This is a genomic window from Kitasatospora sp. NPDC002522 (assembly GCF_053595195.1).
In genome coordinates, this window is sequence record NZ_JBSFXE010000005.1 from 38,950 (window position 1) to 64,640 (window position 25,691).

Genomic DNA, 25,691 nt, shown 5'->3' on the forward strand with positions numbered 1-25,691 from the left:
TCAGCACCAACGCAAGGAGACGCACATGTCCGCCCCGTCCCCGCGGTCGGCGACCGACCCCGGTACCCCGCCCTCCGTCGTCACTCCCGCCGACGCCCGCCCGGGTCTCGGCGGTGCGGTCTGGGCGGCGCTCGGCATCGTGTACGTGGTGTGGGGCTCGACCTACCTGGCGATCCGGGTGACGGTGGAGACCCTGCCGCCACTGCTGTCCGGGGCGATGCGGTTCGCGGCCGCGGGCGTCCTGCTGGCGGCGGCGCTGGTGGCCCGACGCGGTTGGGGCGTCCTGCGGGTGACGCCGCGTCAACTCGGCTCGGCGGTGCTGGTCGGCGTGCTGCTGCTGGTCGGCGGCAACGGGCTGGTGGTGCTGGCCGAACGCTCGGTGCCGTCCGGGCTGGCCGCGCTGCTGGTGGCCAGCGTGCCGCTGTGGGTGGTGCTGCTGCGCCGGCTGACCGGGCAGCGCACCGGGCGGGCCACGCTGGCCGGGGTGCTGGTCGGCCTGGTCGGGCTTGCGGTGCTCACCGCGCCCGGCCTGAGCGGCGAGGTCGAACTGTCGGGCCTGCTGGTCGTGGTGGGCGCGGCCGTGGTGTGGGCGTTCGGTTCGTTCCTGGCGGGCCGCCTGCCGATGCCCGCCGACCCGTTCGTGGCCAGCGTGTACGAGATGCTGGCCGGCGCGGTCGGCGCGCTGGTGGTCGCGCTGCTGCGCCACGAGCCGCGCGGCTTCGACCCGGCGGCGGTCTCCACCCGCTCCTGGGTCGCGCTGGCGTACCTGATCGTCTTCGGCTCGATTGTCGCGTTCACGTCTTACGCCTGGCTGCTGCAGCGCGCACCGCTGCCGCTGGTCGCCACCTACGCCTACGTGAACCCGGTGGTCGCGGTGTTCCTCGGCTGGCTGGTCCTGGCCGAGCCGCTGACCTGGCCGATCGCGCTCGGTGGCGCGATCGTGGTCGCCGGGGTGTTCCTGGTGGCACGCAACGAGCGCTGAGCCGGGGCCGATGGACGGCTGCAACTTACATTCAAGAAGGTAACGACTTGGTCGATTCGTCCCAAGCGATGATTTACTTCTTGACGACACATTGAGGGTGACGCTTGACTCCCCTTCACCTCGCCGCAGGGACGCGGCGCTGTCAGGGAGGCACCACCCACCATGAACGCAAAGACCCGTCGGCTCGTGATCGGCACCGCCGCGGTCTCGATGACGCTGTCGCTCGCCGCCTGCGGCAGCGACCAGCCGAAGTCGTCCTCGGCCTCCAACCAGGCGATCGGTCTGCTGCTGCCCGAGCGCTCGTCCTCCACCCGGTACGAGGCGTTCGACAAGCCGATGATCGAGGCTGCGGTGACCGGACTGTGCACCCGGTGCAGCCTCGACTACGCCAATGCGGACGGCGACGAGAAGGTCCAGAAGGAGCAGTTCGACGCCCTGCTGTCGCGCGGCGTCAAGGTGATCCTGCTCGACCCGGTGAACGCCGCCGTCACCGGACCGTGGGTGGAGGCCGCCGCCAAGAAGGGCGCCAAGGTGATCGCCTACGACCGCCTCGCCGCCGGCAAGGTCGCCGCCTACATCTCGTTCGACAACCAGCGCACCGGCGAGCTCCAGGGCCAGGCGCTGATCGAGGCGCTCGGCAACAAGGCCGCCGGGGCCGAGGTCGTGATGATCAACGGCGCCGAGACCGACCCCAACGCCGCCGACTTCAAGGCCGGCGCGCACAAGGCGCTGGACGGCAAGGTCAAGCGGGTCGCCTACGAGCAGTCCGGCGAGTGGAAGCCCGACGTGGCCGCCGAGAAGGTCAACGACGCCATCTCCAAGCTCGGCAAGAACGGCTTCCAGGCCGTCTACTCCGCCAACGACGGCATGGCCGGCTCGATCATCGACGCCCTGCACAAGGCGGGCCGCACCGACGTCCCGGTCGGCGGCCAGGACGCCTCGCTGGAGGCCGTCCGACGGATCCTCACCGGCGAGCAGGCGTACACCATCTACAAGCCGTACCGCCCCGAGGCCGACGCCGCCGCCAACATCGCCGTGTACCTGGTGAAGGGACTCGACGTCACCTCCGTCGCCTCCACCATCACCACCTCCAAGGGCGACGAGATCCCCTCGATGCTGCTCACCCCCATCGTGGTCACCAAGGCCAAGGTGGCCGACACGGTCATCGCGGGCGGCCTCTACAAGGCCGCCGACGTCTGCACCCCGCAGTACGCCGCGGCCTGCAAGGCGGCCGGCATCCCCGGCACCTACTAGCCGGAGCCCACCGCGCGACACCTTGTGCGGGGGTGCCGCGCGGTGGAGCTCCCCCGGACGCCCGACCACGACGTTCGACGCATCATCAGGCCGCAGGCCGTCCCCGGCAGGCCCTGGAGGAGGCCGCGCCGAGCCTGGACTCCTACCGGCGGAGCATCGAGGTCTTCCGCACTCCGGCGCGTGGGCCGGGCCGCCGAGTCCGTCGCCGCCTGGGCCGGGGAACGGGCGAACGAGGCCGTCTCCAGCCGGCTGCTCGGCCTCGACCTGCGCACGGCGGGCGCTGGGAGGAGGCGCGGGAGGTCGCCGGGGAGCTCGTCCGGACCGCCCAGGAGCTCGGCGACGACGCGATGGAGGCCATGGCCCGGGAACTCGACGCGGAGGCCCACCTCCAGCTCGGCGACCCCCCGCACGCCGTCGAGCCGCCGAGCCGCCGAGCCGTTCCGTCGCCCCGGCCCGTCTCAGCGATGCACCGGAGGCCACCTGACGGGGCGTCGACCGTCCGTGGTCCACTGGTGGCCCTGGTGTGCTTGGCGGAGGGGATGAGCCAATGGGTGTGCTGACGGACTACTTCCGGGCGACGGACGAGGCGTCGGTGGTCAAGGTGCTGACGAGCGACGAGCAGCCGTCGAAGGCGTTCGACCTGGTCGAGGCGAAGGGGATCGACCCGATCGTGGTGCTCGGGCGGCTGGTCGCCGCCGCGCGCGAGGTGCCGTTCGAGGCGGGGCTGGTGGCGGCGCGTCCGGTCTGGCCGGTCGGGCCGCAGCCGTGGGCGGAGGGGGCCACGGCGGCGTTCGCGGAGGACGACCCGTGGGTGACCGGCCCGTGGGTGATGGAGCTGGCCGACGACGTCCGGGAGACCCTGGCGGGGATCCGCGCCTCGGACCTGCCGGAGCTGGCCGAGCGCTGGGCGCGGACGGCGGAACTGCAGCCCGTCGAACCCGACGAGCTGCGTCCGCTGATCAAGGAGTTGGCGCTGCTGGCCCGGCGGGCCCGCACCGCCCGGCAACACCTCTACTGCCGGGTCTGCGTCTGACCGGCGTGCTCGTGGAGCTCCGGCCGGTCCGCCGCCGCTGACGAGGGCTGCCGGCCCGACGCGCGGACCGCGGATCCGGCCGGAGCCTTGGCGCGGGCCGCGCGCTGAGTGGCGGCGATGCAGGCCACCACGGCGAGGGCGGTGGGGACGGCGATGGCGGGCAGCGTCTCGTCGAGGATCAGGACCGCCCAGCAGAGCGTCAACAGCGGCTGGGCGAGCTGGAGTTGGGCGGCTCGGGGCACGCCGATGGCAGCCATGCCGCGGTACCAGACCACGAAGCCGCCGAACTGGGAGATCGCGGCCAGGTAGCCGAGCCCGGCCAGGCCGTGCCAGTTCCAGTGCACGGGCTCGGCAGCGAGGGCGAGGCCGCCGGTCAGGGCGGTGATCGGCAGCGCGGCGACCACGCCCCAGGCGATCACCTGCCAGCCGGGCATGACCCGGGCCAGCCGCCCGCCCTCCGCGTAGCCGATCGCGCAGACCACCAGCGCGCCGAACAGGTACAGGTCGGCGGTGGTGAGGCCGTTGCCGTTGCTCTGCTGGACGGTGAAGGCGACCACCACCGCCGCGCCGGCCAGCGCCGCCCACCAGAAGGCGCGCGACATCCGGGCCTTGGTGCGCCACGCGCCGACCGCGGCGGTGCCCAGCGGGAGCAGCCCGATCACCACGGCGGAGTGCGCGGTGGAGGAGGTCTTCAGGGCCAGGGTGGTGAGCAGCGGGAAGCCGACGGCGCACCCGAGGGCGACGGCGGCGAGGCCGGGCCAGGTGGCCCGCGGGGGTATCCGGACCCCGGAGGCGGCCAGGCAGACCGCGGCGATCAGCGCGGCGAGCACTCCGCGCAGTCCGGTGACCGTCCACGGGCCGAAGCCCTGCAGGGCCCAGGCGGTGGCGGGGAAGGAGAACGAGAAGGAGAGCACCCCGAGCGCGGCCTGTGCGGTGCCGGTGAGTGCTACTGATTGACGGGCGATAGCGCTACTGTGGGCTGACATGTCTGACGATAACAGTTACCCTCCGTCTGTCGAAAGGGCTGTCAATGGGCGTGCAGGAGCTGACCGGAACCCTCCGCGCGCTGGTCGTGCGCTACTCGCCAGGTGACCGGATTCCGAGTAGCAGGGACCTGGTGGACCGCTACCGGGTGAGCCCGGTGACGGTGTCCCGGGCGATCCGCGAACTGGTCGCCGAGGGCCTGCTGGTCTCCCGCCCGGGCACCGGCGTCTTCCGCGCCGAGCAGCGGCCGGCGCCCGCGCCGCAGGGCGACTTCTCCTGGCAGGAGGTGGCGCTCAGCGCGGAGGCCGGCGCCCCGCCCTCCCGGGTGGTGGACGCCTCCGGGGTACTGGCTGCGCTGGCCCAGCCGCCGACCGAGGTGATCGACCTCAACAGCGGCTACCTGCACCCCTCGCTGCTGCCGGAGAAGGCGCTCGGCACCGCCCTCGCCCGGGCCGCCCGCCGGCCCGGCGCCTGGGGCCGCCCGCCGCTGGACGGGCTTCCGGAACTGCGCGGCTGGTTCGCCCGTGACATCGGCGGCGGCGTCACCGCGGCCGAGGTGCTGATCGCGGCCGGCGGCCAGTCCGCGCTGTCCACCGCGCTGCGCTCGCTCGCCCCGCCCGGCGCCCCGGTCCTGGTGGAGTCCCCCACCTACCCCGGGCTGCTGGCGATCGCCCGCGCCGCGGGCCTGCGGCCGGTCCCGGTGCCGGTCGACGAGGACGGCGTGCGGCCCGAGCGCCTCGCCGAGGCCTTCGCGGTCAGCGGGGCCCGCCTCTTCGTCTGCCAGCCGCTGTTCCAGAACCCCACCGGCACCGTCCTGCCGCCGGAGCGCCGGCGCGCGGTGCTGGCCGCCGCCAAGCAGGCCGGGGCGTTCGTGGTCGAGGACGACTACGCCCGCCGGCTGGTGCACGCGGACGCGCCCGAACTGCCGCCGCCGCTGGCCGCGGACGACCCCGACGGCGTCGTGGTGCACGTCCGCTCGCTCACCAAGCCCGCGTCACCGAGCCTGCGGGTGGCCGCGCTGGCCGCCCGCGGTCCCGCGCTCGCCCGGCTGCGCACCGTCCAGGCGGTGGACACGTTCTTCGTCCCGCGTCCGCTCCAGGAGGCCGCGCTCGAGCTGGTCACCTCGCCCGACTGGCCGCGCCATCTGCGGTTCGTGGCACGCGAGTTGGCGGACCGGCGGCACCTGCTCGCCACCGCGCTCGAACACCGGGCCCCGAGCCTGCTGCCGGCCCGCCTCCCCTACGGCGGCTTCCACCTCTGGCTCCCCCTCCCGTCCCACCTCGACCCGCACGCCCTCACCGCCGCCGCGCTCCGCCACGGCCTCGCCGTCTCCCCCGGCCCGGCCTACTTCACCGCCGAGCCCACCCCCCGCATCCGCCTCAGCCTCGGCTACGCCGAGACCCGCCCCCAACTCACCGAAGCCGCCCACCGCCTCGCCACCGCCGTGGAGTCCCTGAGCTGACCCGGCGGCCCGGTATTGGACGGAGCGCAAGATCGACTGCTTAGCTGGGCCGAGGACGTCGCTCGGTGTTGAACGGACGAAAGAGGTGCGCGGTGGAGACTCCCCGCCTGGAGGAGGTCCGGCTGACCTCCTTCAAGAGCTTCACCGATCAGCGGTTGCCGCTCCAGGACCTCACCGTGCTGATCGGACGCAACGGCAGCGGCAAGTCCAACGCCCTGGACGCGCTCCTGGTGCTCTCCCGCCTGGCCACCGGAGAGCCCGTGCGTGACGTCCTGGATGCCCCCCGCGCCGGCGGCGAGGAACCGATCCGCGGCGGCGCCGAAGGTTGCGCCCCGCTGGGACAGGACGGCTTCCGGCTTGGCTGCCGGGTCCGGGCCGGACAGGCGGTCTACGACTTGGACGTGGAGATCGCGGTCCGCCCCGAGGTCCGCATCGTCCGGGAGGAACTGGTCGCAGTCGAAGGCGTGCGCTACGGCAACCGCCGACTCGCCGCCGGTCGGGCCCTGCTGACGAGCGACCCACTCGACCCCCGTCGCAGCGATTTCAACGTCCGTTGGTTTGCCGGCAGACGCGGCGACGGCCTGGACCCCGGTATCCCCTTCACATCCGACCGGCTGCTGACCAGTCAGATCCCTGTACGGCTGCCGGTGACCACCGAAGCGGCAAAGGTCGTTCACCAGTCGGCACAGGACGTCCTGGCAGTCCTGCGCGAGGTGTTCCTGCTCGACCCGGTCCCCCATCTGATGAGGCGTTACGTCAACGCCAGGGATACGGAACTCCGCCGCAGCGCCGACAACTTGAGCGCTGTTGCGGTCCACCTGCGACAGGCCGATCCGACCGCCTTCGACCGGCTCACCGAGTTGGTGGCCGGAATGCCCGAATACCCGGTCCGCGGCATCAGCAGCGTCGACACCACCCTCGGCGACGTCCAGCTCGTCCTCCGCGAGGCCGGCTACCACGGCAGCGAGCACGACGTGCCCGCGCGGCTGCTCAGCGATGGCATGCTTCGTTTCCTGGCCTTCGGCACCGCCCTGCTCAGTGCCCCCGTCTCGACGGACGACCCGGAGGCGGCGCAGCGGCACCTGGTGATCGAGGAGATCGAGAACGGCCTGCACCCGACGCAGGCGGCCCGGGTGCTGCAACTGATGAAGGAGGAGTCGAAGCAGCGCAGCATCGACGTGCTGTTCACCACACACAGTCCAGCGTTGCTCAACTCCCTTGATGCCCAGGACCATTCGGGCGTCGTGGTGTGTACCCGCGATCCCGAGTCCGGCGAGAGCGTCCTCACCCGACTGACAGACCTACCCGGCTACATCGACCTGCTGGCCGCCGGGGACCTGGGCGACGCCGTGACCAAGAACCGGCTCCCGGACGCCCTCCAGCCCCGTGTCCCGTCCGAAGGTGTCAAGGATTTCCTGAGGAGCCTGTGAGCCCGTGACTCCCAAGCGCGCGCCTGGCCTCCGACTGCCCGTCGTCGACTTCCTGGACACCTCGGTGTTCGTGGAGATCCTGAACGTTCCGCACCTCAATGCTCACCACGACGCGGTCGTAGCGGAGATGACTGCCCGAAACGGGGCCGGAGTGCGGTTCGTTCTGCCGACGACGACCGTGGTCGAGACGGGCAACCACATCTTCCAGATCAAGGACGGAGCGGCGCGCCGCGACCGGGCCAAGCAGTTCATGACCGTCCTCCGCCGCACCGCCGACGGTGAGGCCCCCTGGGTCTTCCACGAGCGGACCTGGGACCGGACCTTCCTCCGCGCCCTCTGCGACGGCGGCAGCACCGGTATGGACCTGCTGGAGCACGCGGTGCGACAGCAACTCGGCACCGGCGACCTGGCCATCGTGGCGGAACGCGACCTGTTCGCCTCCCGGGTACAGGCCGACGTCAGGATCTGGACCCTGGAGACGACGATGGGCACATGGGCGGAACTGCCCAGGCCCTGACCGCCCTCAGTGCGCCAGCTCCAGCAGGGCGATGCCGGTCAGGACGGTGGCGCTGGCGGCGAGCCGGAGGGTGCCGAGGCGTTCGCGCAGGACGAGGGTGCCGATCAGGGCGGCGATCACGATGCTGGTCTCGCGCAGCGCGGCGATGGTGGCGAGGTCGCCGACGGTCTGCGCCCAGACCACCAGGCCGTAGGCGGTGAGCGACATCAGGCCGCCGACCACGCCGACGGCGCGGCCCTCGCGCAGCGCGGGCAGCAGGGTGCGGCCGCGGACGGCGGTGACCGCGGCGAGCACGGCGAGGCCCTGGACCACGAACATCCAGGAGATGTAGCCGCCCGCGCTGGAGGCGGCCCGGACCCCGCCGGCGTCGACCACGGTGTATCCGGCGATCAGCACGCCGTTGCCGAACGCGGCGGCCAGCGCCGGGAGCTGGGCGCGGCCGGGGACGCCGCCGACCAGGGTGAGCCCGGCGAGGCCGAGCGAGATGACGGCGACGGCGACGAGCTTGCCGGGCGGCATCGTGTGGTGCAGGACGGTGACGGCGAGCAGCGCGACCACCGCCGGGGAGGTGCCGCGGGCGATCGGGTACATCTGCCCGAAGTCGCCGAGCTCGTACGCCCGGGCCAGCAGCAGCTGGTAGCCGACCTGGAGGGCGGCCGAGCCCAGCATGTACGGGAGCACGGCCGACCCGGGCAGCGGGAAGAACGGCGCCATCGCCAGCCCGCAGACCACGAAGACGCCGTTCATCAGGGCGACGCCGGCCAGCCGGTCGCGCACCCCGTGCACCAGGGCGTTCCACACGGCGTGCAGCAGGGCCGCGGCCAGCACCACGACCGGGACGGCGACAGGACTCACGCTTCCCCCTCGAAACCGGGACACTCGGCAAACATGTATAGCCAACTTAGCCCCCTCGGGTGAACGCCGAGCATCCGGCCCCCGACATCCGACACGCCGTCAGGACACCGTTCCGCCACGAACGGCACGCCTGCCGGGACCCGCCGTCCGCCGGGTGGCCCGCGCCCCGCCCGCGGGCGAGACTGGACGGGTGCCCGAACTCCCCGAAGTACAGGCGCTCGCCGAGCGGATGACCGCCGCCTGCGCCGGACGCACGCTGGAGCGCGTCGAGGTGCTGTCGATCCAGGTGCTGAAGACCTTCGACCCGCCGGTCCAGGCGCTCGCCGGACGGCCCGTCAGCGGCGTCGGGCGGCACGGCAAGTTCCTGGACCTGGCCACCGACGGCGGTCCGCACCTGGTGGTGCACCTGGCCCGGGCCGGCTGGGTGCACCAGCGCGCCTCGTTCCCCGCCAAGCCGCCGAGCCGCCGCGGACCGCTGGCGCTGCGCCTGGTGCTGGACGACGGCAGCGGCTTCGACCTGACCGAGCAGGGCACCACCAAGCGGCTCGCCGCCCACGTGGTGACGGACCCTCAGCAGGTCCCCGGCATCGCCAGACTCGGCGTCGACGCCCTCGCCGCCACCCCCGAACAGCTCGCCGCCATGGCCGCGGGCGCGAGCCGCCGGCTGAAGACCTTCCTCACCGACCAGACCCTGCTGGCCGGCATCGGCAACGCCTACTCCGACGAGATCCTGCACACCGCGAAGCTCTCCCCCTACGCGCTGGCCGCCTCGCTCGACGAGGAGCAGCTCGGGCGGCTGCACGCGGCGATCCGGCACGAGCTGACCGCCGCGCTGGAGCTGCTGCGGGCCGCGCCGCCCGGCGGGCTGAAGTCGGAGAAGAAGGCCAATCTGGCGGTGCACGGCAGGGCGGGCGAGGCCTGCCCGGTCTGCGGGGACACCGTCCGCTCGGTGAACTTCGCGGACTCCTCGCTGCAGTACTGCCCGACCTGCCAGACCGGCGGACGGGTACTGGCCGACCGGAGGCTGTCCCGGCTCTTGAAATAGGCCCGCTGGTGATCGAAGCTGCTTGAAGTTCAGTACAATCGCGCAGATTCAATCACCAACCCTCGGGGGGCCGTCCACCGTGATCCTCACTGTCACTCCCAACCCGGCGCTGGACGTCACCTACACCGTCCCGGGATTCCGCCCGCACACCAGCCACCGGGTCGCCGAGGTCGCCGCCCAGGCCGGCGGCAAGGGCGTCAACGTCGCGCGGGTGCTCACCACGCTGGGCCGACCCGTCCGCTGCGTCCTGCCGCTCGGCGGCCCCACCGGCGAGGCCGTCCGTGCCGACCTCGCCGCCGCCGGACTCGACCACGCGGTCGTCCCGATATCCGGTGAGACCCGGCGCACCGTGGCCGTGGTGGACGCCGCCGACGCCACCATGCTCAACGAGCCCGGCCCCGAACTCGGGCCCGCCGACTGGTCCGCCCTGTGCGCCGAGATCGAACGCCACCTCCCGCAGGCCACCGTCCTGGTCCTCTCCGGCAGCCTCCCGCCCGGGCTCCCCGCCGACGCGTACGCCCGACTCGTCGACCTCGGCCGGAAGTTCGACGTCCCCGTGGTCCTGGACGCGGACGGCCCCGCACTGCTCGCCGCGCTGCCCGCCCGCCCCACCGTGATCAAGCCCAACGCCGCCGAACTCACCGCCGCCACCGGCCTCGCCGACCCGCGCGCCGCGGCGGACGCCCTCCGCCGGCTCGGCGCCGAGTCCGTCCTCGCCTCCCTCGGGCCCGAGGGCCTGCTCGCCGTCGACGGCCGCGCCGCCTGGCGCTGCGCGCCGGCCACCGCCGTCGTCGGCAATCCCACCGGCGCCGGCGACTCGGTGGTCGCCGCCCTCGCCGCCGGCCTCGCCGCGAACGCCGGCTGGCCTGCGATCCTCCCCGACGCGGTGGCCCTCTCCGCCGCGACGGTCGCCGCTCCCCGGGCCGGCCGCTTCGACGTCCCGACCTACCACCGCCTGCGCAACAGCCTGACCGCGCACCCCGTGCAGTGACCCGGGCCGGCCGGCGCCGCCCGGGGGCGCTGCGCCGCGGACCTCAGGCGTGCGAGGGTGTGCGGCTGTGATCGTCGGTTGTCTGCTCGTGCTGTTCGTCCTGGTCGCGTCCGCCGTCCAGCGGCTCTCCGGCATGGGGTTCGCCCTGGTCGCGGCGCCCGTGCTGGTGCTGGTGCTCGGTCCGGCGGACGGGGTCGGGTTGGCCAACTGCGCGAGCGGGATGATCAGCCTCGCCGGGCTGGCCTCGGAGTGGCGCGGCGTACAGCCGCGGCGGATGGTGCCGCTGGTGCTGGCGGCGATCGTCACCGTGCCGGCGGGGGCGTGGCTGACCAGGGCCGTGCCGGAGCCGACGCTGCTGATCGGGATCGGGGCGGCCGTCACCGTCGCGGCGACGCTGGTCATCCGCGGGGTCGGGGCGGCGGCCCTACGCGGGGTGCCGGGCGCGGTCGCGGCGGGCGCCACCAGCGGGCTGCTGAACGCGGCGGCCGGGGTGGGCGGCCCGGCGATCTCGCTGTACGCGGTGAACAGCGGCTGGTCGGCGCGCGAGTTCCGGCCCAACGCGCAGTTCTACGGCGTGGTCGTCAACGCGGTGTCACTGACCGCGCGCGGGCTGCCGACGCTCTCCGGGGCGCAGTGGTCGCTGGCCGGAGCGGCCGTCGGGGTGGGGACGGCGGCCGGGTTCCTGCTGGCCGGGCGGGTGCCGGAGCGGCAGGCGCGGACCCTGGTGCTGACGCTGGCCCTCGCCGGCGGGCTGGTCACGCTCGGCAAGGGACTGACGGCGGCGCTCTGACCCCGCGTCAGACGGCCGCGGGGTGCGGGTCCTCGGGTAGCGTGGCCAGTCCGACAAGTCGCACCAGAATCGGACATGTCAGGAGGCGCACCGTGAACGCCGTCCCGCCCCCGGAGCGGCTGGTGGCCGCCGTCGACCTCGGCGGCACCAAGACCGCCGCCGCGATCGTCACCGCGAGCGGCGAGCTGCTGGCCAGAGCCGAACGCCCGACCGCGGCGGAGGGCGAGTCGTCCGCGGTGTTCGCGGGGGTCGCCGAGGTGCTCGACGAGCTGACCGGACACCCGGAGTGGGTCCGGGTGCGGGCCGTGGGGGTGGGCAGCGCCGGTCCGGTGGACACCGTGCAGGGGACGGTCAGCCCGGTCAACATCCCGGCGTGGCGCGACTTCCCGCTGGCCGGGCGGATCGCCCACCGGACGGGGCTGCCGGTGCGACTGCTCGGCGACGGGGTGGCGGTCGCCGAGGCCGAGCACTGGCTCGGCGCCGCCGCGGAGTACCGCAACGCGCTGTGCATGGTGGTCTCCACCGGAGTCGGCGGCGGGCTGGTCCTGGACGGGCGGGTGCACCCCGGTCCGACCGGCAACGCCGGGCACATCGGGCACGTCTCGGTGCAGTGGGACGGCGATCCCTGCCCGTGCGGCGGACGCGGCTGCCTGGAGGGCCTGGCCAGCGGGCCGGCGATCGTCCGGCACGCCCGCACCGCGGGGTGGCGTCCGCCGGACGCCTGCAGCGCGACCGCCCGAACCGTCGCCGACTCCGCCCACGCGGGGGACGGTGCGGCGCTCGCCGCGTTCGACCTGGCGGCGCGGGCGTTGGCGGCGGCGATCGCCGGGACGGCCGCGCTGGTCGAGATCCAGGCCGTCGTCATCGGCGGCGGCGTCGCCCAGGCCGGCCCCCTCCTCTTCGACCCCCTCGCCCGCCACCTCACCCACTACGCCGGCCTCCCCTTCACCCGCGGCCTCCACCTCCACCCCGCCCACTTCGGCCCCGACGCCGGCCTCATCGGCGCCGCCGCCACCGCCCTCCGGGCCGGCCCCGAAGCCACCTAGCCCTCCGGGCGGGCGAGGCGACGACGGGACCCACCCTCCGAACAGGACAGCATTGCGGGCTCACCGGCGGCGCAGCCGCAGCGCCCGGTGGGCGGGTGGGGCTAGGCCAGGAGGGAGGCGGCGATCAGGAGGGTGCAGACGGCGAAGTTGGTGCGGCCGTACTGGACGAAGACGGCGGCGAACTCGCGGATGGTGGCGGTGGGCCAGAAGTAGGCGGCGGTCGGGGCGCCGGCGACCTGGCCGTTGACGTTCTCGCGGCGGGCGAGGATCGCGGTGCGGAAGGCGTGGAAGTTGTTGGTGACGATGACGCAGCGGTAGCCGGGGTCCGCGGCGGTCATCAGCTCGCGGCTGTAGCGGAGGTTCTCCTCGGTGGTGCGGGAGCGGTCCTCGCGCAGGAGCCGCTCCGCGGGGAAGCCGCGGTCGGTGAGGTAGTCGGCCATCGCGTGGGATTCGGGGCGCCGTTCGTCGGGCCCCTGGCCGCCGGAGGTGATGAGGAGCGGGGCGCGGCCGCGCCGGGCCTGCGCGTCGTACAGGGCGCGGCCGCGCTCGAGGCGGCTGGCGAGCAGCGGGGGGACCCGCACGCCGTCGAGCAGGCCGGAGCCGAGGACGACCACGTAGTCGACGTCCTGACGCGGGGTCAGGCGCCCGTAGAGGTAGGCGTAGCCGACGAAGCAGACGAAGAGGAAGGAGAGGTAGGAGGCGACCACGAAGACGGTGCGGGCGAGGGTGGCCACCTCCGGGGAGGAGGTCCGGGTGGCGGCCAGCAGCAGGCCGAAGACCAGCAGGATGCCGGCTCCGGCGAGCAGGGCGAGCAGGTTGGCGGGGCGGCGGCCCTCCGTGCGGAGCATCTTGAGGCCGTTGGCGATCAGCAGGAAGGCGAGGACCAGGGAGCCGACCGCGGGGGCGAGGACGACGGCGATCAGGACGGTCTCGGCGGCGACCGAGTCGGCCCGGCCGAGGGTGACCAGCAGCGCGAGGGCCAGGAAGGTGACGGCGAGGCCGAGTTGGACGGCGTTGCCGAAGCGGCGCCGGTCGCGCAGGACGCCGATGCCGAACAGCAGCAGGAACAGCGCCGCGGGGGCGTAGAGCAGCATCCCGGCGGGGAGTCAGCGGGTGCCGCTGCGGACCGCTTCGGGGAGTCCCTCGGCGAGGTCCTCGGCGATCATCCGCTTGGCGATCGCGTCGGCGGCGGCGCGCAGTTCGGCGCTGCGGGGGCGGCCGCGGTCCTCTTCGAGGCGGTGGTTCAGCCAGTCGGCCCAGGCGTGGGTGATGACGGCGGCCTCGTGTTCACCGGCCTCGGTGTGGTCGAAGAAGCCGTTGTCGGCCTGGAGGAAGCCTTCGGCGACCATCCGGTCGAAGACCGGTTCGAGGACCTCCGGGGGGATCCGGCGGCGGGCGGCGATCAGGTGCAGGCTGGCGTGGCCGACGGTGCGGGTGAACAGCTCGACCTGCATGACGGCCCAGGCGCCGCCCATGTCGAGGCGGGTACCTGAGGAGTTGACGACCTGTCGGGCGGTCTCCAGGCCGGCGGTGCGCAGGAGTTTGGCGACGGCGAGTTCCAGCAGCTTGGTGGAGTCGCCGGAGGACGGCTGGGCGAAGCCCTCGCCCATGTCGGTGGAGGTGGCCCGGGCGGAGTCGCGGAGTTTGACCTGCTTGAGGAAGAGCGCGACCACGAAGCCGAGGACGGCGACCGGGACGGTCCACAGGAAGACGGTGTGCAGCGAGTCGGCGTACGCCTGGATGACGGGTCCGGACTGGTCGGCCGGAAGGTCGTGCACGCCGTGCGGGTTCTGCGCGGCGCCGGCGATCTGCCGGGGGTCGGCTCCGGTGGCGGCGGCGGCCTTGGCGATGCCCTCGGCGAGGTTGGTCTTCAGGGTGTTGGCGTAAATGGTGCCGAAGACGGCGGTGCCGAACGAGGAGCCGAGGGTGCGGAAGAAGGTGACGCCGGAGGTGGCGGTGCCGAGGTCGGCGTAGTCGACGGTGTTCTGCACGGCGATGGTGAGCACCTGCATGCACAGGCCGATGCCGGTGCCGAGCACGAACATGTAGAGGCTGGCCAGCCAGGCGCTGGTCTCCGCGTCGAGCAGCGAGAGCAGGTACAGGCCGACGGCCATGACCAGCGAGCCGACGATCGGGAAGATCCGGTACTGGCCGGTCTTGGAGACCACGTTGCCGCTGAAGACCGAGGCGATCAGCAGGCCGAGCACCATCGGCAGGGTGCGCACGCCGGAGACCGTCGCCGAGTCGCCGTCGACGTACTGCAGGAAGGTCGGCAGGAAGGTCATCGCGCCGAGCATGGCGAAGCCGACGATGAAGCTGAGGATCGAGCAGACCGTGAAGACCGGGTTGCGGAACAGCCGCATCGGCAGGGTGGGTTCGGCGGCTTTGGTCTCCACCAGGCAGAACAGGGTGAGGGCGATCACGCCGCCGCAGAACAGGCCGATGATCACCGGCGAGCCCCAGGCGTACTCGTTGCCGCCCCAACTGGTGGCCAGGATCAGTGAGCTGGCGCCGATCGCGACCAGTGCGATGCCCAGGTAGTCGATGACCGGGCGGGTGGCGGAGCGGACCACCGGGATGTTCCGGGCGGCGGCGATCACCACCAGGATCGCGATCGGCACGTTGACGTAGAAGGCCCAGCGCCAGGTCAGGTGGTCGGTGAAGAGTCCGCCGAGCAGCGGGCCGATCACCGTGGCGACGCCGAACACCGCGCCGATCGCGCCCTGGTACTTGCCGCGCTCGCGCAGCGGGATGACGTCGGCGATCAGCGCCATCGAGGTGACCATCAGGCCGCCGGCGCCGACGCCCTGGACCGCCCGCCAGGCGATCAGCAGCGTCATGTTGGTGGACAGGCCGCACAGGAAGGAGCCCGTGATGAAGACGATCGCCGAGACCTGGAAGACCACCTTGCGGCCGAACAGGTCGCCGAACTTGCCGACCAGCGCGGTCGTGACGGTCTCCGCGAGCAGGTAGGACGTCACCACCCACGACATGTGCGCGGCGCCGCCGAGGTCCGCCACGATGGTGGGCAGCGCGGTGCCGACGATGGTCTGGTCGAGGGCGGCCAGCAGCATGCCCAGCATGATGGTGCCGAACACGACGTTGCGCTGCCGCCGGTCGAGGACGGGCGGCGCCGCCGGGCTGAGCTCGCTGGTGGTGGTCACGAGCGCATCGTCACACCTTGTCCGGTTCCGTCCGGTCCGACACCCCGTGTGATTGACGGATGATCAGCCGACGGTGCGACAGGAACACCGTCCGACCGCGTTAGAAGGGCATGGACAGCACGACGACCACCGGGGCGGACGAGCCCCTGGACTTCCGGGACTTCGCGGCCGCCCGCGCCCGCCACCTGGTCCGCACGGCGTACCTGCTGACCGGCGGCGACGCCCACCTCGCGGAGGACCTCGCCCAGGAGGCCCTCAGCCGCCTGTACGGCAACTGGCGGCGGGTCTCCCGGATGGCCAACCCGGCCGGCTACGCCCGCACCGTGCTCGTCAACACCTTCCTGACGCACCGCCGGCGGCGCAGCAGCGGCGAGCACGTGACCGACACCTTCGCCGACCGCCCCGCGCCCGGCGCGGACCCGGCGCTGCGGCTCACCCTGCTGCACGCGCTCGGCGAACTCCCTCAGCAGGACCGGGCGGTGCTCATCCTGCGCTACTGGGAGGACCTCGGTGTCGAGGAGACCGCCGCCGCCCTGCGCCTGACGCCCAGCGCCGTCCGCTCCCGCGCCTCCCGCGCACTGACCCGGCTGCGCGCGAGCCTCGGCGACCAGCTCGACGACCTCGCCCGCCCGTGACGCCCGCGGCCCGCTGACCCGGCGTCACCTCCCAGCGTTCCGCCCTCCGCCCCCTGGAGTCTGCCCGATGCTTCCCGAAGAGGACTTCGCCCGCGCCCTGCGGGCCTCCGCCGACCTGGCCCCGGAGCCCGCCGTCGAGCTGTTCGCGCTGGCCGCCGAGCGCCGCGGCCGCACCCGCGTGCGCCGCCGCCGGACCGCCGCCGCCTCGGCCGTCGGCGTGGTCGCCGCCGCCGCACTCGCCCTGGCCGTGCTGCCGGACCGCCCCGCCCCGCGGCCCGCACCGGCCGCGCCGCCGGTCAGCGCCCAGTTCATGACCGTGACGCTGCGCTCGCTGCTGCCCGCCGACGGCCTGGTCACCGACGTGAACGGCCAGACCGCCGACGACCAGCTGCCCGGCGGCCACCCGCTGGCCTGGCTCGACTACGACGACGGCCGGGGACCGGTGACGGTCCTGCTGACCGTCAACCGGGTGGCCGTCCCGCTGACCGACGGCTCCACGGGCGTGCAGTGCCCGGACAGCCTCTCCGAGCCGACCACCAGCTGCCGCCGGGAGACCCGGCCGGACGGCTCGCGTGTCCTCACCCTCGTCAAGCAGCCCCGCTGGACCGGCGACGACCGCTCCTGGACGGTGGTCCACACGGCGCCCGACGGGCGGCAGGTCCGGGTGGACGAGACCACCCCGGCCCGGGCCCTTCGGGAGCAGCCTGCACTGACCGAGGCCCAGCTCCTCGACGTGGTGTCCTCGGACGCCTGGCGGCCGGCCTTCGTCGGGATGCCCGCGGTGTCCGCGCAGCCGGCGGCGGCGCCCCCGGCCGCGGTGCTGGCGACGCTCCGCGGCGCGCTGCCCGCCGGAGCCTCCTTCGACGCCGGGACGGGCGTCCAGGACACGCCGGGCCGCGTGCACGGCGCGGTGACCGCGGCCGGGCGCACCAGCCAGCTGGTGGTGTCGGTCGAGCACGGTTGGCACCGCGGCTTCCCCGACGACCCGCGCACCGCCTTCGAGCAGCTGGGCTACGGCTCGACCCTGGCGGTCACCGGGGACGGCACCAGGACGGCGGTCGGCGAGCGGACGGTCCTGGGCCCCGACGGCGCCACCGGCAGGAGCTGGCACGCGGCGGCCCTGCTCCCCGACGGCACCCTGGTCTCCGCCCAGCTGTGGACCTACGGCCCCGGCTTCACGTACTCGGCCGAGCCCGGCGCCCTCACCTCCGCCCAGCTGCTCGCCGTGGTCACCGCCCCGGCCTGGTCGCACGCCTGACCGGCCGCGGCGGGGCGATGATGGCCCGATGGACTGCCTGTTCTGCCGGGTCGCCGCGGGCGAGGTCGCCGTCGACACCGTCTTCGCCGACGACCTCGTCCTCGCCTTCCTCGACCACCGCCCGCTCTTCCCCGGCCACGTGCTGGTGATCCCGCGCCGGCACGTGCCCACCCTCACCGACCTCACCGAGGAGGAGACCGGCCCCTACTACTCGCGCGTCCGCCTGCTGACCGCCGCCGTCGAGCGCGGCATGTCCGCCGCGGGCAGCTTCGTCGCCGCCAACAACCGCATCAGCCAGTCCGTCCCCCACCTCCACACCCACGTCGTCCCCCGCAACCCCAAGGACGGCCTGCGCGGCTTCTTCTGGCCCCGCACCCGCTACCGCGACGCCGCCCACGCGGCGCAGACGGCGGAGCTGATCCGCGCGGCGCTCTGACGGCGCACCTCGGGTCTCCTGACGATCCGTCAGTTGTCCTCCGCGCCGCGGACGGTGGTGCGGAACGCGATGGGGGTGGTGCCGGTGCGCTGGTGGAAGAACTTGGCGAAGTTGGCGGCGTCGGCGAAGCCGAGGTGGTCGGCGATGCGGGCGGCGGAGCGGTCGCTGTGGGCGAGCAGGCGCTTGGCCTCGAGGACGACGCGGCGGTCGACGAACTCCTTGGCGCCGACACCGGTCGCGGCGAGGGTGGCGCGGGAGAGCGTGCGCGGGGAGTAGCCGAGCGCCCGCGCGTAGTCCTCGACCCGGCGGGTGCGGGTGAAGTCGCGTTCGACGGCCTGCCGGAACCGGCAGTAGGTCTCGCCGGCCTCGGCGCCCGCGCCGCCGTGCGGGCCGCTCTGGTGGGCGAGGCGCAGCAGCAGCGCGGCCAGCAGGTGGCGGACCAGTGCGAGGTGCACGTCGGCGGGGAGCCGGCCCGCGTCGGCGTACTCGCGGTGCAGGTGCCGCACCGCGTGGTCGAGGGCCTCCCGGTCGGGGCCGGCGGGCTGCCGGACGGCGGGGGCGAAGGGGTCGTCGAGCCGGGCGGAGGCCACCGTCGCCGGGTCGGGGAAGCCGGGCTCGAACAGCACCAGCGTCCCGTCGGCGTCCCCGAGCGGGCCCCACTGCTGGACCTGCCCGGGCCTGACCCACAGCCAACTCCCGGGCCGCAGCGCGTACTCGGTGAAGTCGACGGTGTGCCGGAGGTCGCCGCGCTCCAGCGTGAGCAGGTGGTGGAAGGCGGGTCGCTGCGGGCGGTGGAAGTCGCCGGCGGTCCGGGCGCTCGCGCGGCGGGCGCGCAGTTCGGCGAGCGACATCACCTCCACGCCGGCGGGGCCGCCGGGCGGCGCGGCGAACGGGACCTCGGGGATCGCCGTCCCGGACGCCTTGGGTTCGGTTCCTCGCATCGTCACCACATCCGCAGTCAGGCTACCTCCGGTGGATCTTCCGCCGGGAGTGCGGGCGGTACGGCCCTCCCTTGACCACTCGTCGCCGACCGGTGGAATGTGGGCATCCCCCACCCCCCGAGGAGCGCGCATGGCCCCGCAGTTCGGCGACTACCAGAACGAGATCTACTTCGAGGGCCTGTTCGGCGTGCTGCCGACGTACCCGATGGCGTATCCGGAGTTGGCGGGCCGGGCGGAGCAGGCGATGGCACCGGGCCTGTGGTCGTACGTGGCGGGCGGGGCGGGGGACGAGCACACCCAGCGGGCCAACGCGGCGGCGTTCTCGCGGTGGGGCCTGGTGCCGCGGATGCTGGTGGGCGCCAAGGAGCGGGACCTGACGGTGGAGCTGTTCGGGCTGACGCTGCCCTCGCCGCTGTTCCTGGCGCCGGTCGGGGTGGTCGGCCTGTGCGCGCCGGACGGGCACGGCGACCTGGCGACGGCCCGGGCGGCGGCCCGCACGGGGGTGCCGATGGTGGCGTCGACGCTGTCGGTGGACCCGCTGGAGCGGGTGGCGGCCGAGCTGGGCGACACCCCGGGCTTCTTCCAGCTGTACACGCCGACCGACCGGACGCTGGCGGAGAGCCTTGTGCACCGGGCCGAGCAGGCCGGGTTCAAGGGCATCGTGGTCACCCTGGACACCTGGGTGACCGGCTGGCGCCCGCGCGACCTGGGCAGCGGCAACTTTCCGCAGCTGCGCGGCCACTGCCTGGCGAACTACACCTCCGACCCGGTGTTCCGGGCCCGGCTGAAGGACCCGGACGGGGACCCGCGCGGTGCGGTGATGGACTGGGTGCAGATCTTCGGCAACCCGCTGACCTGGGACGACCTGCCCTGGCTGCGGTCGCTGACCGACCTGCCGCTGATCCTCAAGGGCCTGTGCCACCCGGAGGACGTCCGCCGCGCCAAGGACGCCGGGATCGACGGCGTGTACTGCTCCAACCACGGCGGCCGGCAGGCGAACGGCGGGCTGCCCGCGCTGGACTCGCTGGCCGAGGTGGTGGCGGCGGCCGACGGCCTGCCGGTGCTCTTCGACTCGGGCGTGCGCTCGGGCGCGGACGCGGTGAAGGCCCTGGCCCTCGGCGCGACTGCGGTCGGCGTGGGCCGGCCGTACGTCTACGGGCTGGCGCTGGGCGGCGAGGACGGCGCGGTGCACGTGCTGCGCTCGCTGCTGGCCGAGGCGGACCTGCTGATGGCGGTGGACGGCTACCCGTCGATCGCCGCGCTGCGCGCGCCGGGGGCGCTGCGCCGCTGCTGAGCGGGTCGCCGGGCTTATTGCGAGTTACTTGCAATAACGGAGTGCATGCAGCAGAGTGGTGCCGCGGGGTCGTCCGACGATCGTCTTCCCAACCGGTGTCCGCCGGGACGCGGCGCCGGCCCCGCCCCTCATCGACCGCGCGCTCAGCCGAGCGGCAGCCGGACCACCATGGTCTTCCCGCCGCCGTCGTCGTCCGCGAGGGTGTCGGTCCCGCCACCGGCCAGTGCGGCCAGCTCGTGCACCAGGCCGAGTCCCCAGCCGCCGCTGCCGTCCTGGTGCGGGACCTCGGGGCGGCGCGGGCAGTGCGGATGCCTGTCGTGCACGCTGACGGTCAACTCGTCGACGCTGAAGACGAGTTCGACGGTCGTCCGGGGCGAGCGGGGGGCCGCGTGGCGCACCGCGTTGGTCACCAGCTCGCTGACCACCAGCAGCACCGTGTCGGTCAGCGGATGCTCCGCGTCGAAGCCCTGCGCGGCGAGTTCGGTACGTACCCGGCGACGCGCCTCGGGTACGGATGCGGGCACGGTCGCCAGGCTCAGGCCGTACCGCACGGTCTGGGGTGGGTCCGCGACAGCCATGGTCGGTCCCTTCACAACGGGGGCGGCCATGGGCCGGCGGTGGGGCGCCGTCGTGCAGCCGCATAGGGGCTCGGGCCTGCCCCGTCCGGGGACCGGACAGATTACCGATGACAAGTACCGTAAGGCCGAATGGCCGGATCTGCGGCGGCGAATGGTGGACAATGGCCATAAGTCGCCATCCCGCGCCTATCCTGGGCGGCATGTCGGACGACCTGCTGGAGCCCGTCGGGCTCGGCGCCCTGGAGAGCGCACTCTACCTCCGGGTCCTGGCCGCGCCCCGGTCGACCGCCGCCCAGCTCGCCGACGCGGTGGACGCCCTCCCCTCCGCGCTGCGCGCCGCCCTGCACCGCCTGGTCGCCTCCGGCCTGGTGACCCGGCTGGCCGGCAGCCCGACCAGGTACACCGCCGCCCCGCCGGAGGTCGCGGTCGACGCGCTGGCCGCCCAGCGGCAGCAGGAGCTCGACCGACTGCGCACCCGGGTCAGGGAGTTGGCGCGGCAGTACGAGGCGCTCGGCCCGTCGAAGTCCGCCGAGCTGGTGGAGCTGGTGGAGGGCCAGGACGCCATGCGGCACCGCGCCGAACAGCTCCAACTCGGCGCCCAGGAGGAGGTGTTGATCATCGACTGTCCGCCGTACTTCGACGACCCGGTGGCCAACCCGGTCGAACTCCAGCTGCTGTCCCGCGGCGTCGCCTACCGGGCGCTGTACGACGCGCCCGGGCTGGAGAGCGCCGCCCGGATGGATTTCCTGCTGCACTGCATCCAGGCCGGCGAGCAGGCCCGCAGCCTGCCCTCGGTGCGGATGAAGATGCTGGTCGCCGACCGCCGTTGCGCGATGATCCCGCTGAGCTTCGAGTCCACCGAGTCCACCGCCGCGCTGTGGGTGCGCCACTCGCCGCTGCTCACCGCCCTGGTGACCTGCTTCGACCTGCTCTGGGAGCGCGCCACGCCGCTGGCCGCCGACCGGCCGGGCGGCGGGCTCGACGACCGCGACCGGGAGTTGCTGACCATGATGGCCGCCGGGATGAAGGACGCCGCGATCGTCCGCAGCCTCGGCATCACCCAGCGCACCATGACCCGCCGGATCTCCCACCTGCTCGACGAGCTGAACGCCCAGACCCGCTTCCAGGCCGGGCTGCAGGCCGCCAGGCGTGGCTGGCTGTAGTCCGGCCGGCGCCCCGCCAGCAGCTGCCCGGCGCCCCGTCAGAGCATCGGCGACGTCCCCGCGATCCGTTCGAAGACCAGGTTGGTGCGGGTCTGCGCCACCGCCGGGTGGGTGGTCAGGTGCTCCACCACGAAGCAGCGCAGCGCCTCCGGGTCGGCCACCGCCACGTGCAGCAGGTAGTCCTCGCTGCCCGCCATGTGGAAGACCGCCAGCACCCCGGGCAGCTGCGGCGCGGCGGCGCGGAAGCTGCCGTTCTGCTCCCTGGTGTGCGACCGCAGCCGCACCGAGATCATCGCCTGCAGCGGCAGTCCGGCCGCGGCCAGGTCCACCTCCGCGTGGTAGCCGTTGATCACCCCGCGCTCGCGCAGCGCCCGGACCCGGGCCAGGCAGGTCGACGGGGCGATGCCGAGCTGCTCGGCCAGCGCGCTGTTGGGCATCCGGGCGTTCGCCACCAGCGCCCGGACGATCGCCCGGTCGGTCTCGTCCAGCGCCGTGCGGGCCCGTGGAATGTTCGGCACGCCGACCAGCGTGGCGGCCCGTGCCGAACATCCGCAAGACCGTACCCCGGCCGCACCGAATCTTCGACCGCCCCACTGGCCTTTCGCCGCGTCGAACTTCACGATCACCGCCATGAACGCACCTTCGCTCACCCTCGGCGAAACCCTCCCCGCCCCCGCCGCCACCCGCAGACCCGACGCCGCACCCGGCATCGGCACCCGGGCCGTGCACGCCGGCCGCGAGGACCTCGCCGCCCTCGGCACGCACGTCCCGCCGCTGGACCTGTCGACCACCTACCCCGTCCCCGCGCTCGCCGCCGGCGGCGACGCCTACCAGGCGCTGGCCGAGGGCGGTCGGCCGCCCGGCGAGGGCGGACTGGTCTACCAGCGGCTGTGGAACCCCACCGTCGCCCGCTTCGAGCAGGCGCTCGCCGAACTCGAGGGCTGCGCCGAGGCGGTGGCCTTCTCCTCCGGGATGGCGGCGCTCTCCGCCTGCCTGCTGGCCTCCGCCGCGGAGGGCAAGCGGCACGTGGTCGCGGTGCGCCCGCTGTACGGCGGCTCCGACCACCTGCTGGACTCCGGCCTGCTCGGCACCGAGGTCAGCTGGGCCACCGCCGACACCGTCGCCGCGGCCCTCCGCCCGGACACCGGCCTGGTGCTGGTGGAGACCCCCGGCAACCCCACCCTGGACCTGGTCGACCTGGCCGCCGTCGCCGCGCAGTGCGGCCCGGCCGCGCTGGTCGTCGACAACACCTTCGCCACCCCGGTCCTGCAGCGCCCCGCCGACTTCGGCGCCGCGCTGGTCCTGCACAGCGCCACCAAGGCGATCGGCGGGCACGGCGACGTGCTGGCCGGCGCGGTCGCCTGCAGCGCCGAGTGGGCGGCCCGGCTGCGCCGGATCCGCGCCGTCACCGGCGCGATCCTGCACCCGCTGGCCGGCTACCTGCTCCACCGCGGCCTGCAGACCCTCCCGCTGCGGGTCCGCGCCGCCTCCGCGACCGCCGCCCGGCTCGCCGACTGGCTGGCCGAGCGACCCGAGGTCGCCGCCGTGCACTACCCCGGCCGCCGCCCCTCCCCACTGCTGGGCCGTCAACTCCTGGGCGGCGGAACGGTCCTGGCCTTCGAGGCGGCCGGCGGCTTCGAGCACGCCGCGCGGATCGCCGAACGCTGCCGGCTGATCACCCACGCCGTCTCCCTCGGCGGCGTCGACACCCTGATCCAGCACCCCGCCTCGCTCACCCACCGTCCGGTCGCCGCCGCCCACAAGCCGCACCCGGCGGTGCTGCGCCTGTCGGTCGGTCTGGAGGACGCGGCGGACCTGGAGGCCGACCTCGCGCAGGCGCTGGGCTGGAGCTGACGGTCCGTCAAGGTGGCTACGGGGCGCAGGTCGCGGTGGCCTTGAGGTCGGCGGGCACCACGACGGCGTGCACCGACCCGTCCGCCAGCGCGATGACCTGCATGCCGTCGTCGCCCAGCGGGTAGGTCACCCGGACCCTGCCGTCGACCAGCGACTCGGGCGCGGGCGGCAGGTCCGGGAAGATCAGGCCGTACCGGTAGGTCAGCGACGTCCCGTCGGGCCGCACCTGCTGGGTGGACTGCGGCCTGATCTGCCAGCCCTGGCCGCCGGCCAGGGTGATGACGAAGTCGGCCTCGTAGGTGTGGTCGTTCAGCCGGCAGGGGCCCTCGGCCCGGATGGCGGAGACGTGCGGCTCCGCGAAGGACGGCGGGCTGCTCGGCGTCGGCGCGGGCTTCCTAGCCGACGCCGGGGCGGACTGCGGCGGGGCGGACTGCGGCGCTACGCCGACGGCGGAGCCCAACGGCGCGGCCGGCGGCAACGAGGACTCGGCCGACGGCACCGGTACGGAGCCCGACGCCGCCGGTACGTCCGACGAGGGGCTCGCCGCCGCCGTGGTCTCCCCCGGTGACGCGCAGCCGCTCACCAGCGCTGCCAGCAGGAACCCCGCTCCGACCACCAGCACCCTGCTCCGCACCCTCGCCGCCCCCGGTCCGCTCGCTCGGCCCGGCACGCGCCGGGACCGGGTCACGGTAGATCCCGGAGGAGAGCGGCGGGCCAACGGCAGGGCAACGACGGACTAAGCGGCCATCGCCCGCAGGTGGGTGAGCACCAGCGGGTCGATCTTGCCGGTCACCAGGCGGCCTTCGAGGTTCTCCACGCCGGCCCAGCGGTCGAGCGAGTCGTAGCCCAGGGCCGCGAGCAACTCGCCGACCTCGGTGGCGAGTTCGCCGTGGAGCGGGAGCAGGTCGGCCGGGTCGGGGGTGCCGTGCAGGACTTCGTGGACGGCCAGCAGGCGGCGCAGCTCGGCCACCGGGTCCGGGTGGTCGTCGACCCGCAGGTCGTAGGCGGTGTCGCCCCAGCCTCCGACGCCGCGGCCGGGTTCGATGACGTACAGCGCGGCGCTCTGCCGACCGCGGGCGTCGCCGCCGGCCGAGTCGCCGGCCCCGAGGGCGGCCACCAGCCGGTCGGCGAAGGGGAGTTCGGCGGAGGCCAGCCAGACGGCCTCCATGTCGCGGACCACCTCGGGCCCGGTCAGGATGTTGCCCTGGATCGCGTAGCCGTCGCCCGCCACGCCGCCCGCCCAGGGCAGGCACTCCTCGCCGGTGTGCGTGGCGGCGACGCCGCCGGGGCCGACCACGCCGAGCTGGCGGTGCCGCCGGCCGTCGTCCGCGGCGAGCAGCGCCGCGACGGTCGCGGCCGGGCCGACACCGGAGCGCAGCATCGCGATGCCCTGGGGGCGGTAGGCGACATTGGCCCACGCCTGGCTGGCGAGCGCGCCGACGCCCGCCTCGGCGGCGGGCACCAGGGCCCCGACGGCGAGGAACTTGCTCGCCACGGCCACGCCGAAGGCGTTGCCGGAACGGGCCACGATGGAGAACGTCACGCCGGCCGACGATAGTCCGGCCGGCGCGGTCCGTCCATGTCAGCGGCCGGAGATGTCCGACTCCTGCCGATCTGACACACCGTCACTTCTTATTTCACAGTCCGAACTTGGCGCGCTCGTCCGCCGGCACCAGGTCGGTGTACTCCGGGTGCTTCCCGATCCAACCGCGGATGAAGGGGCAGTACGGCAGCACGCTCCCGCCGCGCTCACGGACGGTGTCCAGCGCCGCGCGGGCCAGCTTGCCGCCGAGGCCCTGGCCCTCGAAGGCCGGGTCGATCACCGTGTGGACGAACTTCACCCGGCCGCCGTCGCGCTGGTACTCGGCGAACCCGGCCGGGCCCGCGTCGGTGTGGATCTCGAACCGGGACTGCTCGGGGTTGTCGCGGACCTCGGGTTCCATCGGGGTGCCTCTCCTCTGTCATGCGGACGGATCAGC

At 74.1% G+C, this 25,691-nt stretch carries 26 protein-coding genes; 16 read left to right on the plus strand and 10 right to left on the minus strand.

All coding sequences use genetic code 11. From position 1 onward, the window contains the following. The first annotated feature begins 25 nt into the window (after positions 1-25). From ACWD4U_RS05465 to ACWD4U_RS05475, 3 genes are all read left to right on the plus strand, one after another. Positions 26-982, plus strand: coding sequence for an EamA family transporter (locus ACWD4U_RS05465; protein ID WP_363451675.1), 957 nt, complete (start codon positions 26-28; stop codon positions 980-982). 162 nt (positions 983-1,144) lie between these two features. Further along, positions 1,145-2,236 carry a sugar ABC transporter substrate-binding protein gene (locus ACWD4U_RS05470; protein ID WP_363451673.1) on the plus strand — a complete coding sequence of 364 codons (1,092 nt, stop codon included), beginning with the start codon at positions 1,145-1,147 and terminating at the stop codon, positions 2,234-2,236. 547 nt (positions 2,237-2,783) lie between these two features. After that, on the plus strand, positions 2,784-3,269 hold the full coding sequence (locus ACWD4U_RS05475) for a hypothetical protein (protein ID WP_363451671.1): 486 nt from the start codon (positions 2,784-2,786) through the stop codon (positions 3,267-3,269). Here ACWD4U_RS05475 and ACWD4U_RS05480 read toward each other — a convergent pair. Next, complete coding sequence (locus ACWD4U_RS05480) at positions 3,248-4,255, minus strand: DMT family transporter (RefSeq protein ID WP_363451669.1); 1,008 nt, start codon at positions 4,253-4,255, stop codon at positions 3,248-3,250. The genes ACWD4U_RS05475 and ACWD4U_RS05480 overlap by 22 nt on opposite strands. 44 nt (positions 4,256-4,299) lie before the next feature. Here ACWD4U_RS05480 and ACWD4U_RS05485 point away from each other — a divergent pair, with 44 nt between their 5' ends. The 3 genes from ACWD4U_RS05485 to ACWD4U_RS05495 all read left to right on the plus strand — a co-directional run bounded on the left by ACWD4U_RS05485 (position 4,300) and on the right by ACWD4U_RS05495 (position 7,662). Then, positions 4,300-5,715: an aminotransferase-like domain-containing protein gene (locus ACWD4U_RS05485; protein ID WP_363451667.1), complete on the plus strand. Its 1,416-nt coding sequence runs from the start codon at positions 4,300-4,302 to the stop codon at positions 5,713-5,715. 92 nt (positions 5,716-5,807) lie between these two features. Further along, positions 5,808-7,145 carry an AAA family ATPase gene (locus tag ACWD4U_RS05490; RefSeq protein ID WP_363451665.1) on the plus strand — a complete coding sequence of 446 codons (1,338 nt, stop codon included), beginning with the start codon at positions 5,808-5,810 and terminating at the stop codon, positions 7,143-7,145. 4 nt (positions 7,146-7,149) lie between these two features. Beyond that, on the plus strand, positions 7,150-7,662 hold the full coding sequence (locus ACWD4U_RS05495) for a hypothetical protein (protein WP_363451663.1): 513 nt from the start codon (positions 7,150-7,152) through the stop codon (positions 7,660-7,662). Positions 7,663-7,668: 6 nt separating this feature from the next. Here ACWD4U_RS05495 and ACWD4U_RS05500 read toward each other — a convergent pair whose 3' ends face one another. Further along, positions 7,669-8,517: a DMT family transporter gene (locus tag ACWD4U_RS05500; RefSeq protein WP_363451661.1), complete on the minus strand. Its 849-nt coding sequence runs from the start codon at positions 8,515-8,517 to the stop codon at positions 7,669-7,671. A gap of 190 nt (positions 8,518-8,707) precedes the next feature. On the opposite strand from ACWD4U_RS05500, the gene ACWD4U_RS05505 reads away from it, so the two are divergent. The 4 genes from ACWD4U_RS05505 to ACWD4U_RS05520 all read left to right on the plus strand — a co-directional run bounded on the left by ACWD4U_RS05505 (position 8,708) and on the right by ACWD4U_RS05520 (position 12,389). Next, a complete protein-coding gene (locus ACWD4U_RS05505) occupies positions 8,708-9,562 on the plus strand; it encodes an Fpg/Nei family DNA glycosylase (RefSeq protein ID WP_363451659.1) in 855 nt (284 codons plus the stop codon). A 79-nt stretch (positions 9,563-9,641) separates the two neighbouring features. Continuing rightward, positions 9,642-10,553: a 1-phosphofructokinase family hexose kinase gene (locus ACWD4U_RS05510; protein ID WP_363451657.1), complete on the plus strand. Its 912-nt coding sequence runs from the start codon at positions 9,642-9,644 to the stop codon at positions 10,551-10,553. A gap of 67 nt (positions 10,554-10,620) precedes the next feature. Further along, a complete protein-coding gene (locus ACWD4U_RS05515; protein WP_363451655.1) occupies positions 10,621-11,343 on the plus strand; it encodes a sulfite exporter TauE/SafE family protein in 723 nt (240 codons plus the stop codon). 92 nt (positions 11,344-11,435) lie between these two features. Further along, entirely contained in the window at positions 11,436-12,389 is a 954-nt protein-coding gene (locus ACWD4U_RS05520; protein WP_363451653.1) for an ROK family protein, read from the plus strand. Positions 12,390-12,490: 101 nt separating this feature from the next. Here ACWD4U_RS05520 and ACWD4U_RS05525 read toward each other — a convergent pair whose 3' ends face one another. Together ACWD4U_RS05525 and ACWD4U_RS05530 are read right to left on the minus strand one after the other, a co-directional pair. Then, entirely contained in the window at positions 12,491-13,483 is a 993-nt protein-coding gene (locus ACWD4U_RS05525; RefSeq protein WP_363451651.1) for a YdcF family protein, read from the minus strand. A 12-nt stretch (positions 13,484-13,495) separates the two neighbouring features. Continuing rightward, positions 13,496-15,553, minus strand: coding sequence for an MDR family MFS transporter (locus ACWD4U_RS05530; RefSeq protein ID WP_363451649.1), 2,058 nt, complete (start codon positions 15,551-15,553; stop codon positions 13,496-13,498). A 110-nt stretch (positions 15,554-15,663) separates the two neighbouring features. Here ACWD4U_RS05530 and ACWD4U_RS05535 point away from each other — a divergent pair, with 110 nt between their 5' ends. The 3 genes from ACWD4U_RS05535 to ACWD4U_RS05545 all read left to right on the plus strand — a co-directional run bounded on the left by ACWD4U_RS05535 (position 15,664) and on the right by ACWD4U_RS05545 (position 17,882). Continuing rightward, on the plus strand, positions 15,664-16,188 hold the full coding sequence (locus ACWD4U_RS05535) for a SigE family RNA polymerase sigma factor (RefSeq protein ID WP_363451647.1): 525 nt from the start codon (positions 15,664-15,666) through the stop codon (positions 16,186-16,188). Positions 16,189-16,255: 67 nt separating this feature from the next. Continuing rightward, the gene (locus tag ACWD4U_RS05540; RefSeq protein ID WP_363451645.1) at positions 16,256-17,446 is read left to right on the plus strand and encodes a hypothetical protein; all 1,191 of its coding nucleotides are present in this window, start codon (positions 16,256-16,258) and stop codon (positions 17,444-17,446) included. Positions 17,447-17,474: 28 nt separating this feature from the next. After that, a complete protein-coding gene (locus tag ACWD4U_RS05545) occupies positions 17,475-17,882 on the plus strand; it encodes an HIT family protein (RefSeq protein ID WP_363451643.1) in 408 nt (135 codons plus the stop codon). A gap of 29 nt (positions 17,883-17,911) precedes the next feature. Here the strand turns inward: ACWD4U_RS05545 and ACWD4U_RS05550 are convergent, their stop codons facing one another. Beyond that, positions 17,912-18,823, minus strand: a complete 912-nt coding sequence (locus ACWD4U_RS05550) for a helix-turn-helix domain-containing protein (RefSeq protein WP_363451641.1) — start codon at positions 18,821-18,823, stop codon at positions 17,912-17,914. Positions 18,824-18,953: 130 nt separating this feature from the next. On the opposite strand from ACWD4U_RS05550, the gene ACWD4U_RS05555 reads away from it, so the two are divergent. After that, positions 18,954-20,117, plus strand: a complete 1,164-nt coding sequence (locus tag ACWD4U_RS05555) for an alpha-hydroxy-acid oxidizing protein (RefSeq protein ID WP_363451639.1) — start codon at positions 18,954-18,956, stop codon at positions 20,115-20,117. A gap of 143 nt (positions 20,118-20,260) precedes the next feature. Here the strand turns inward: ACWD4U_RS05555 and ACWD4U_RS05560 are convergent, their stop codons facing one another. Next, a complete protein-coding gene (locus ACWD4U_RS05560) occupies positions 20,261-20,695 on the minus strand; it encodes an ATP-binding protein (protein WP_363451637.1) in 435 nt (144 codons plus the stop codon). A gap of 200 nt (positions 20,696-20,895) precedes the next feature. Here ACWD4U_RS05560 and ACWD4U_RS05565 point away from each other — a divergent pair, with 200 nt between their 5' ends. Next, the gene (locus tag ACWD4U_RS05565; RefSeq protein WP_363451635.1) at positions 20,896-21,858 is read left to right on the plus strand and encodes a helix-turn-helix domain-containing protein; all 963 of its coding nucleotides are present in this window, start codon (positions 20,896-20,898) and stop codon (positions 21,856-21,858) included. A gap of 38 nt (positions 21,859-21,896) precedes the next feature. Here ACWD4U_RS05565 and ACWD4U_RS05570 read toward each other — a convergent pair whose 3' ends face one another. Beyond that, the gene (locus tag ACWD4U_RS05570) at positions 21,897-22,376 is read right to left on the minus strand and encodes an Lrp/AsnC family transcriptional regulator (RefSeq protein ID WP_363451633.1); all 480 of its coding nucleotides are present in this window, start codon (positions 22,374-22,376) and stop codon (positions 21,897-21,899) included. A 112-nt stretch (positions 22,377-22,488) separates the two neighbouring features. Between ACWD4U_RS05570 and ACWD4U_RS05575 the strand changes: the two genes are divergently transcribed. Continuing rightward, the gene (locus tag ACWD4U_RS05575; protein WP_363451631.1) at positions 22,489-23,712 is read left to right on the plus strand and encodes a trans-sulfuration enzyme family protein; all 1,224 of its coding nucleotides are present in this window, start codon (positions 22,489-22,491) and stop codon (positions 23,710-23,712) included. Positions 23,713-23,728: 16 nt separating this feature from the next. Here the strand turns inward: ACWD4U_RS05575 and ACWD4U_RS05580 are convergent, their stop codons facing one another. The 3 genes from ACWD4U_RS05580 to ACWD4U_RS05590 all read right to left on the minus strand — a co-directional run bounded on the left by ACWD4U_RS05580 (position 23,729) and on the right by ACWD4U_RS05590 (position 25,655). Next, entirely contained in the window at positions 23,729-24,334 is a 606-nt protein-coding gene (locus ACWD4U_RS05580) for a hypothetical protein (protein WP_363451629.1), read from the minus strand. Positions 24,335-24,448: 114 nt separating this feature from the next. Next, positions 24,449-25,255 (minus strand): DUF1028 domain-containing protein, encoded by an 807-nt coding sequence (locus ACWD4U_RS05585; RefSeq protein ID WP_363451627.1) that lies wholly within the window; start codon positions 25,253-25,255, stop codon positions 24,449-24,451. A gap of 94 nt (positions 25,256-25,349) precedes the next feature. Further along, positions 25,350-25,655, minus strand: a complete 306-nt coding sequence (locus tag ACWD4U_RS05590; protein ID WP_363451625.1) for a GNAT family N-acetyltransferase — start codon at positions 25,653-25,655, stop codon at positions 25,350-25,352. Positions 25,656-25,691: the final 36 nt, after the last annotated feature.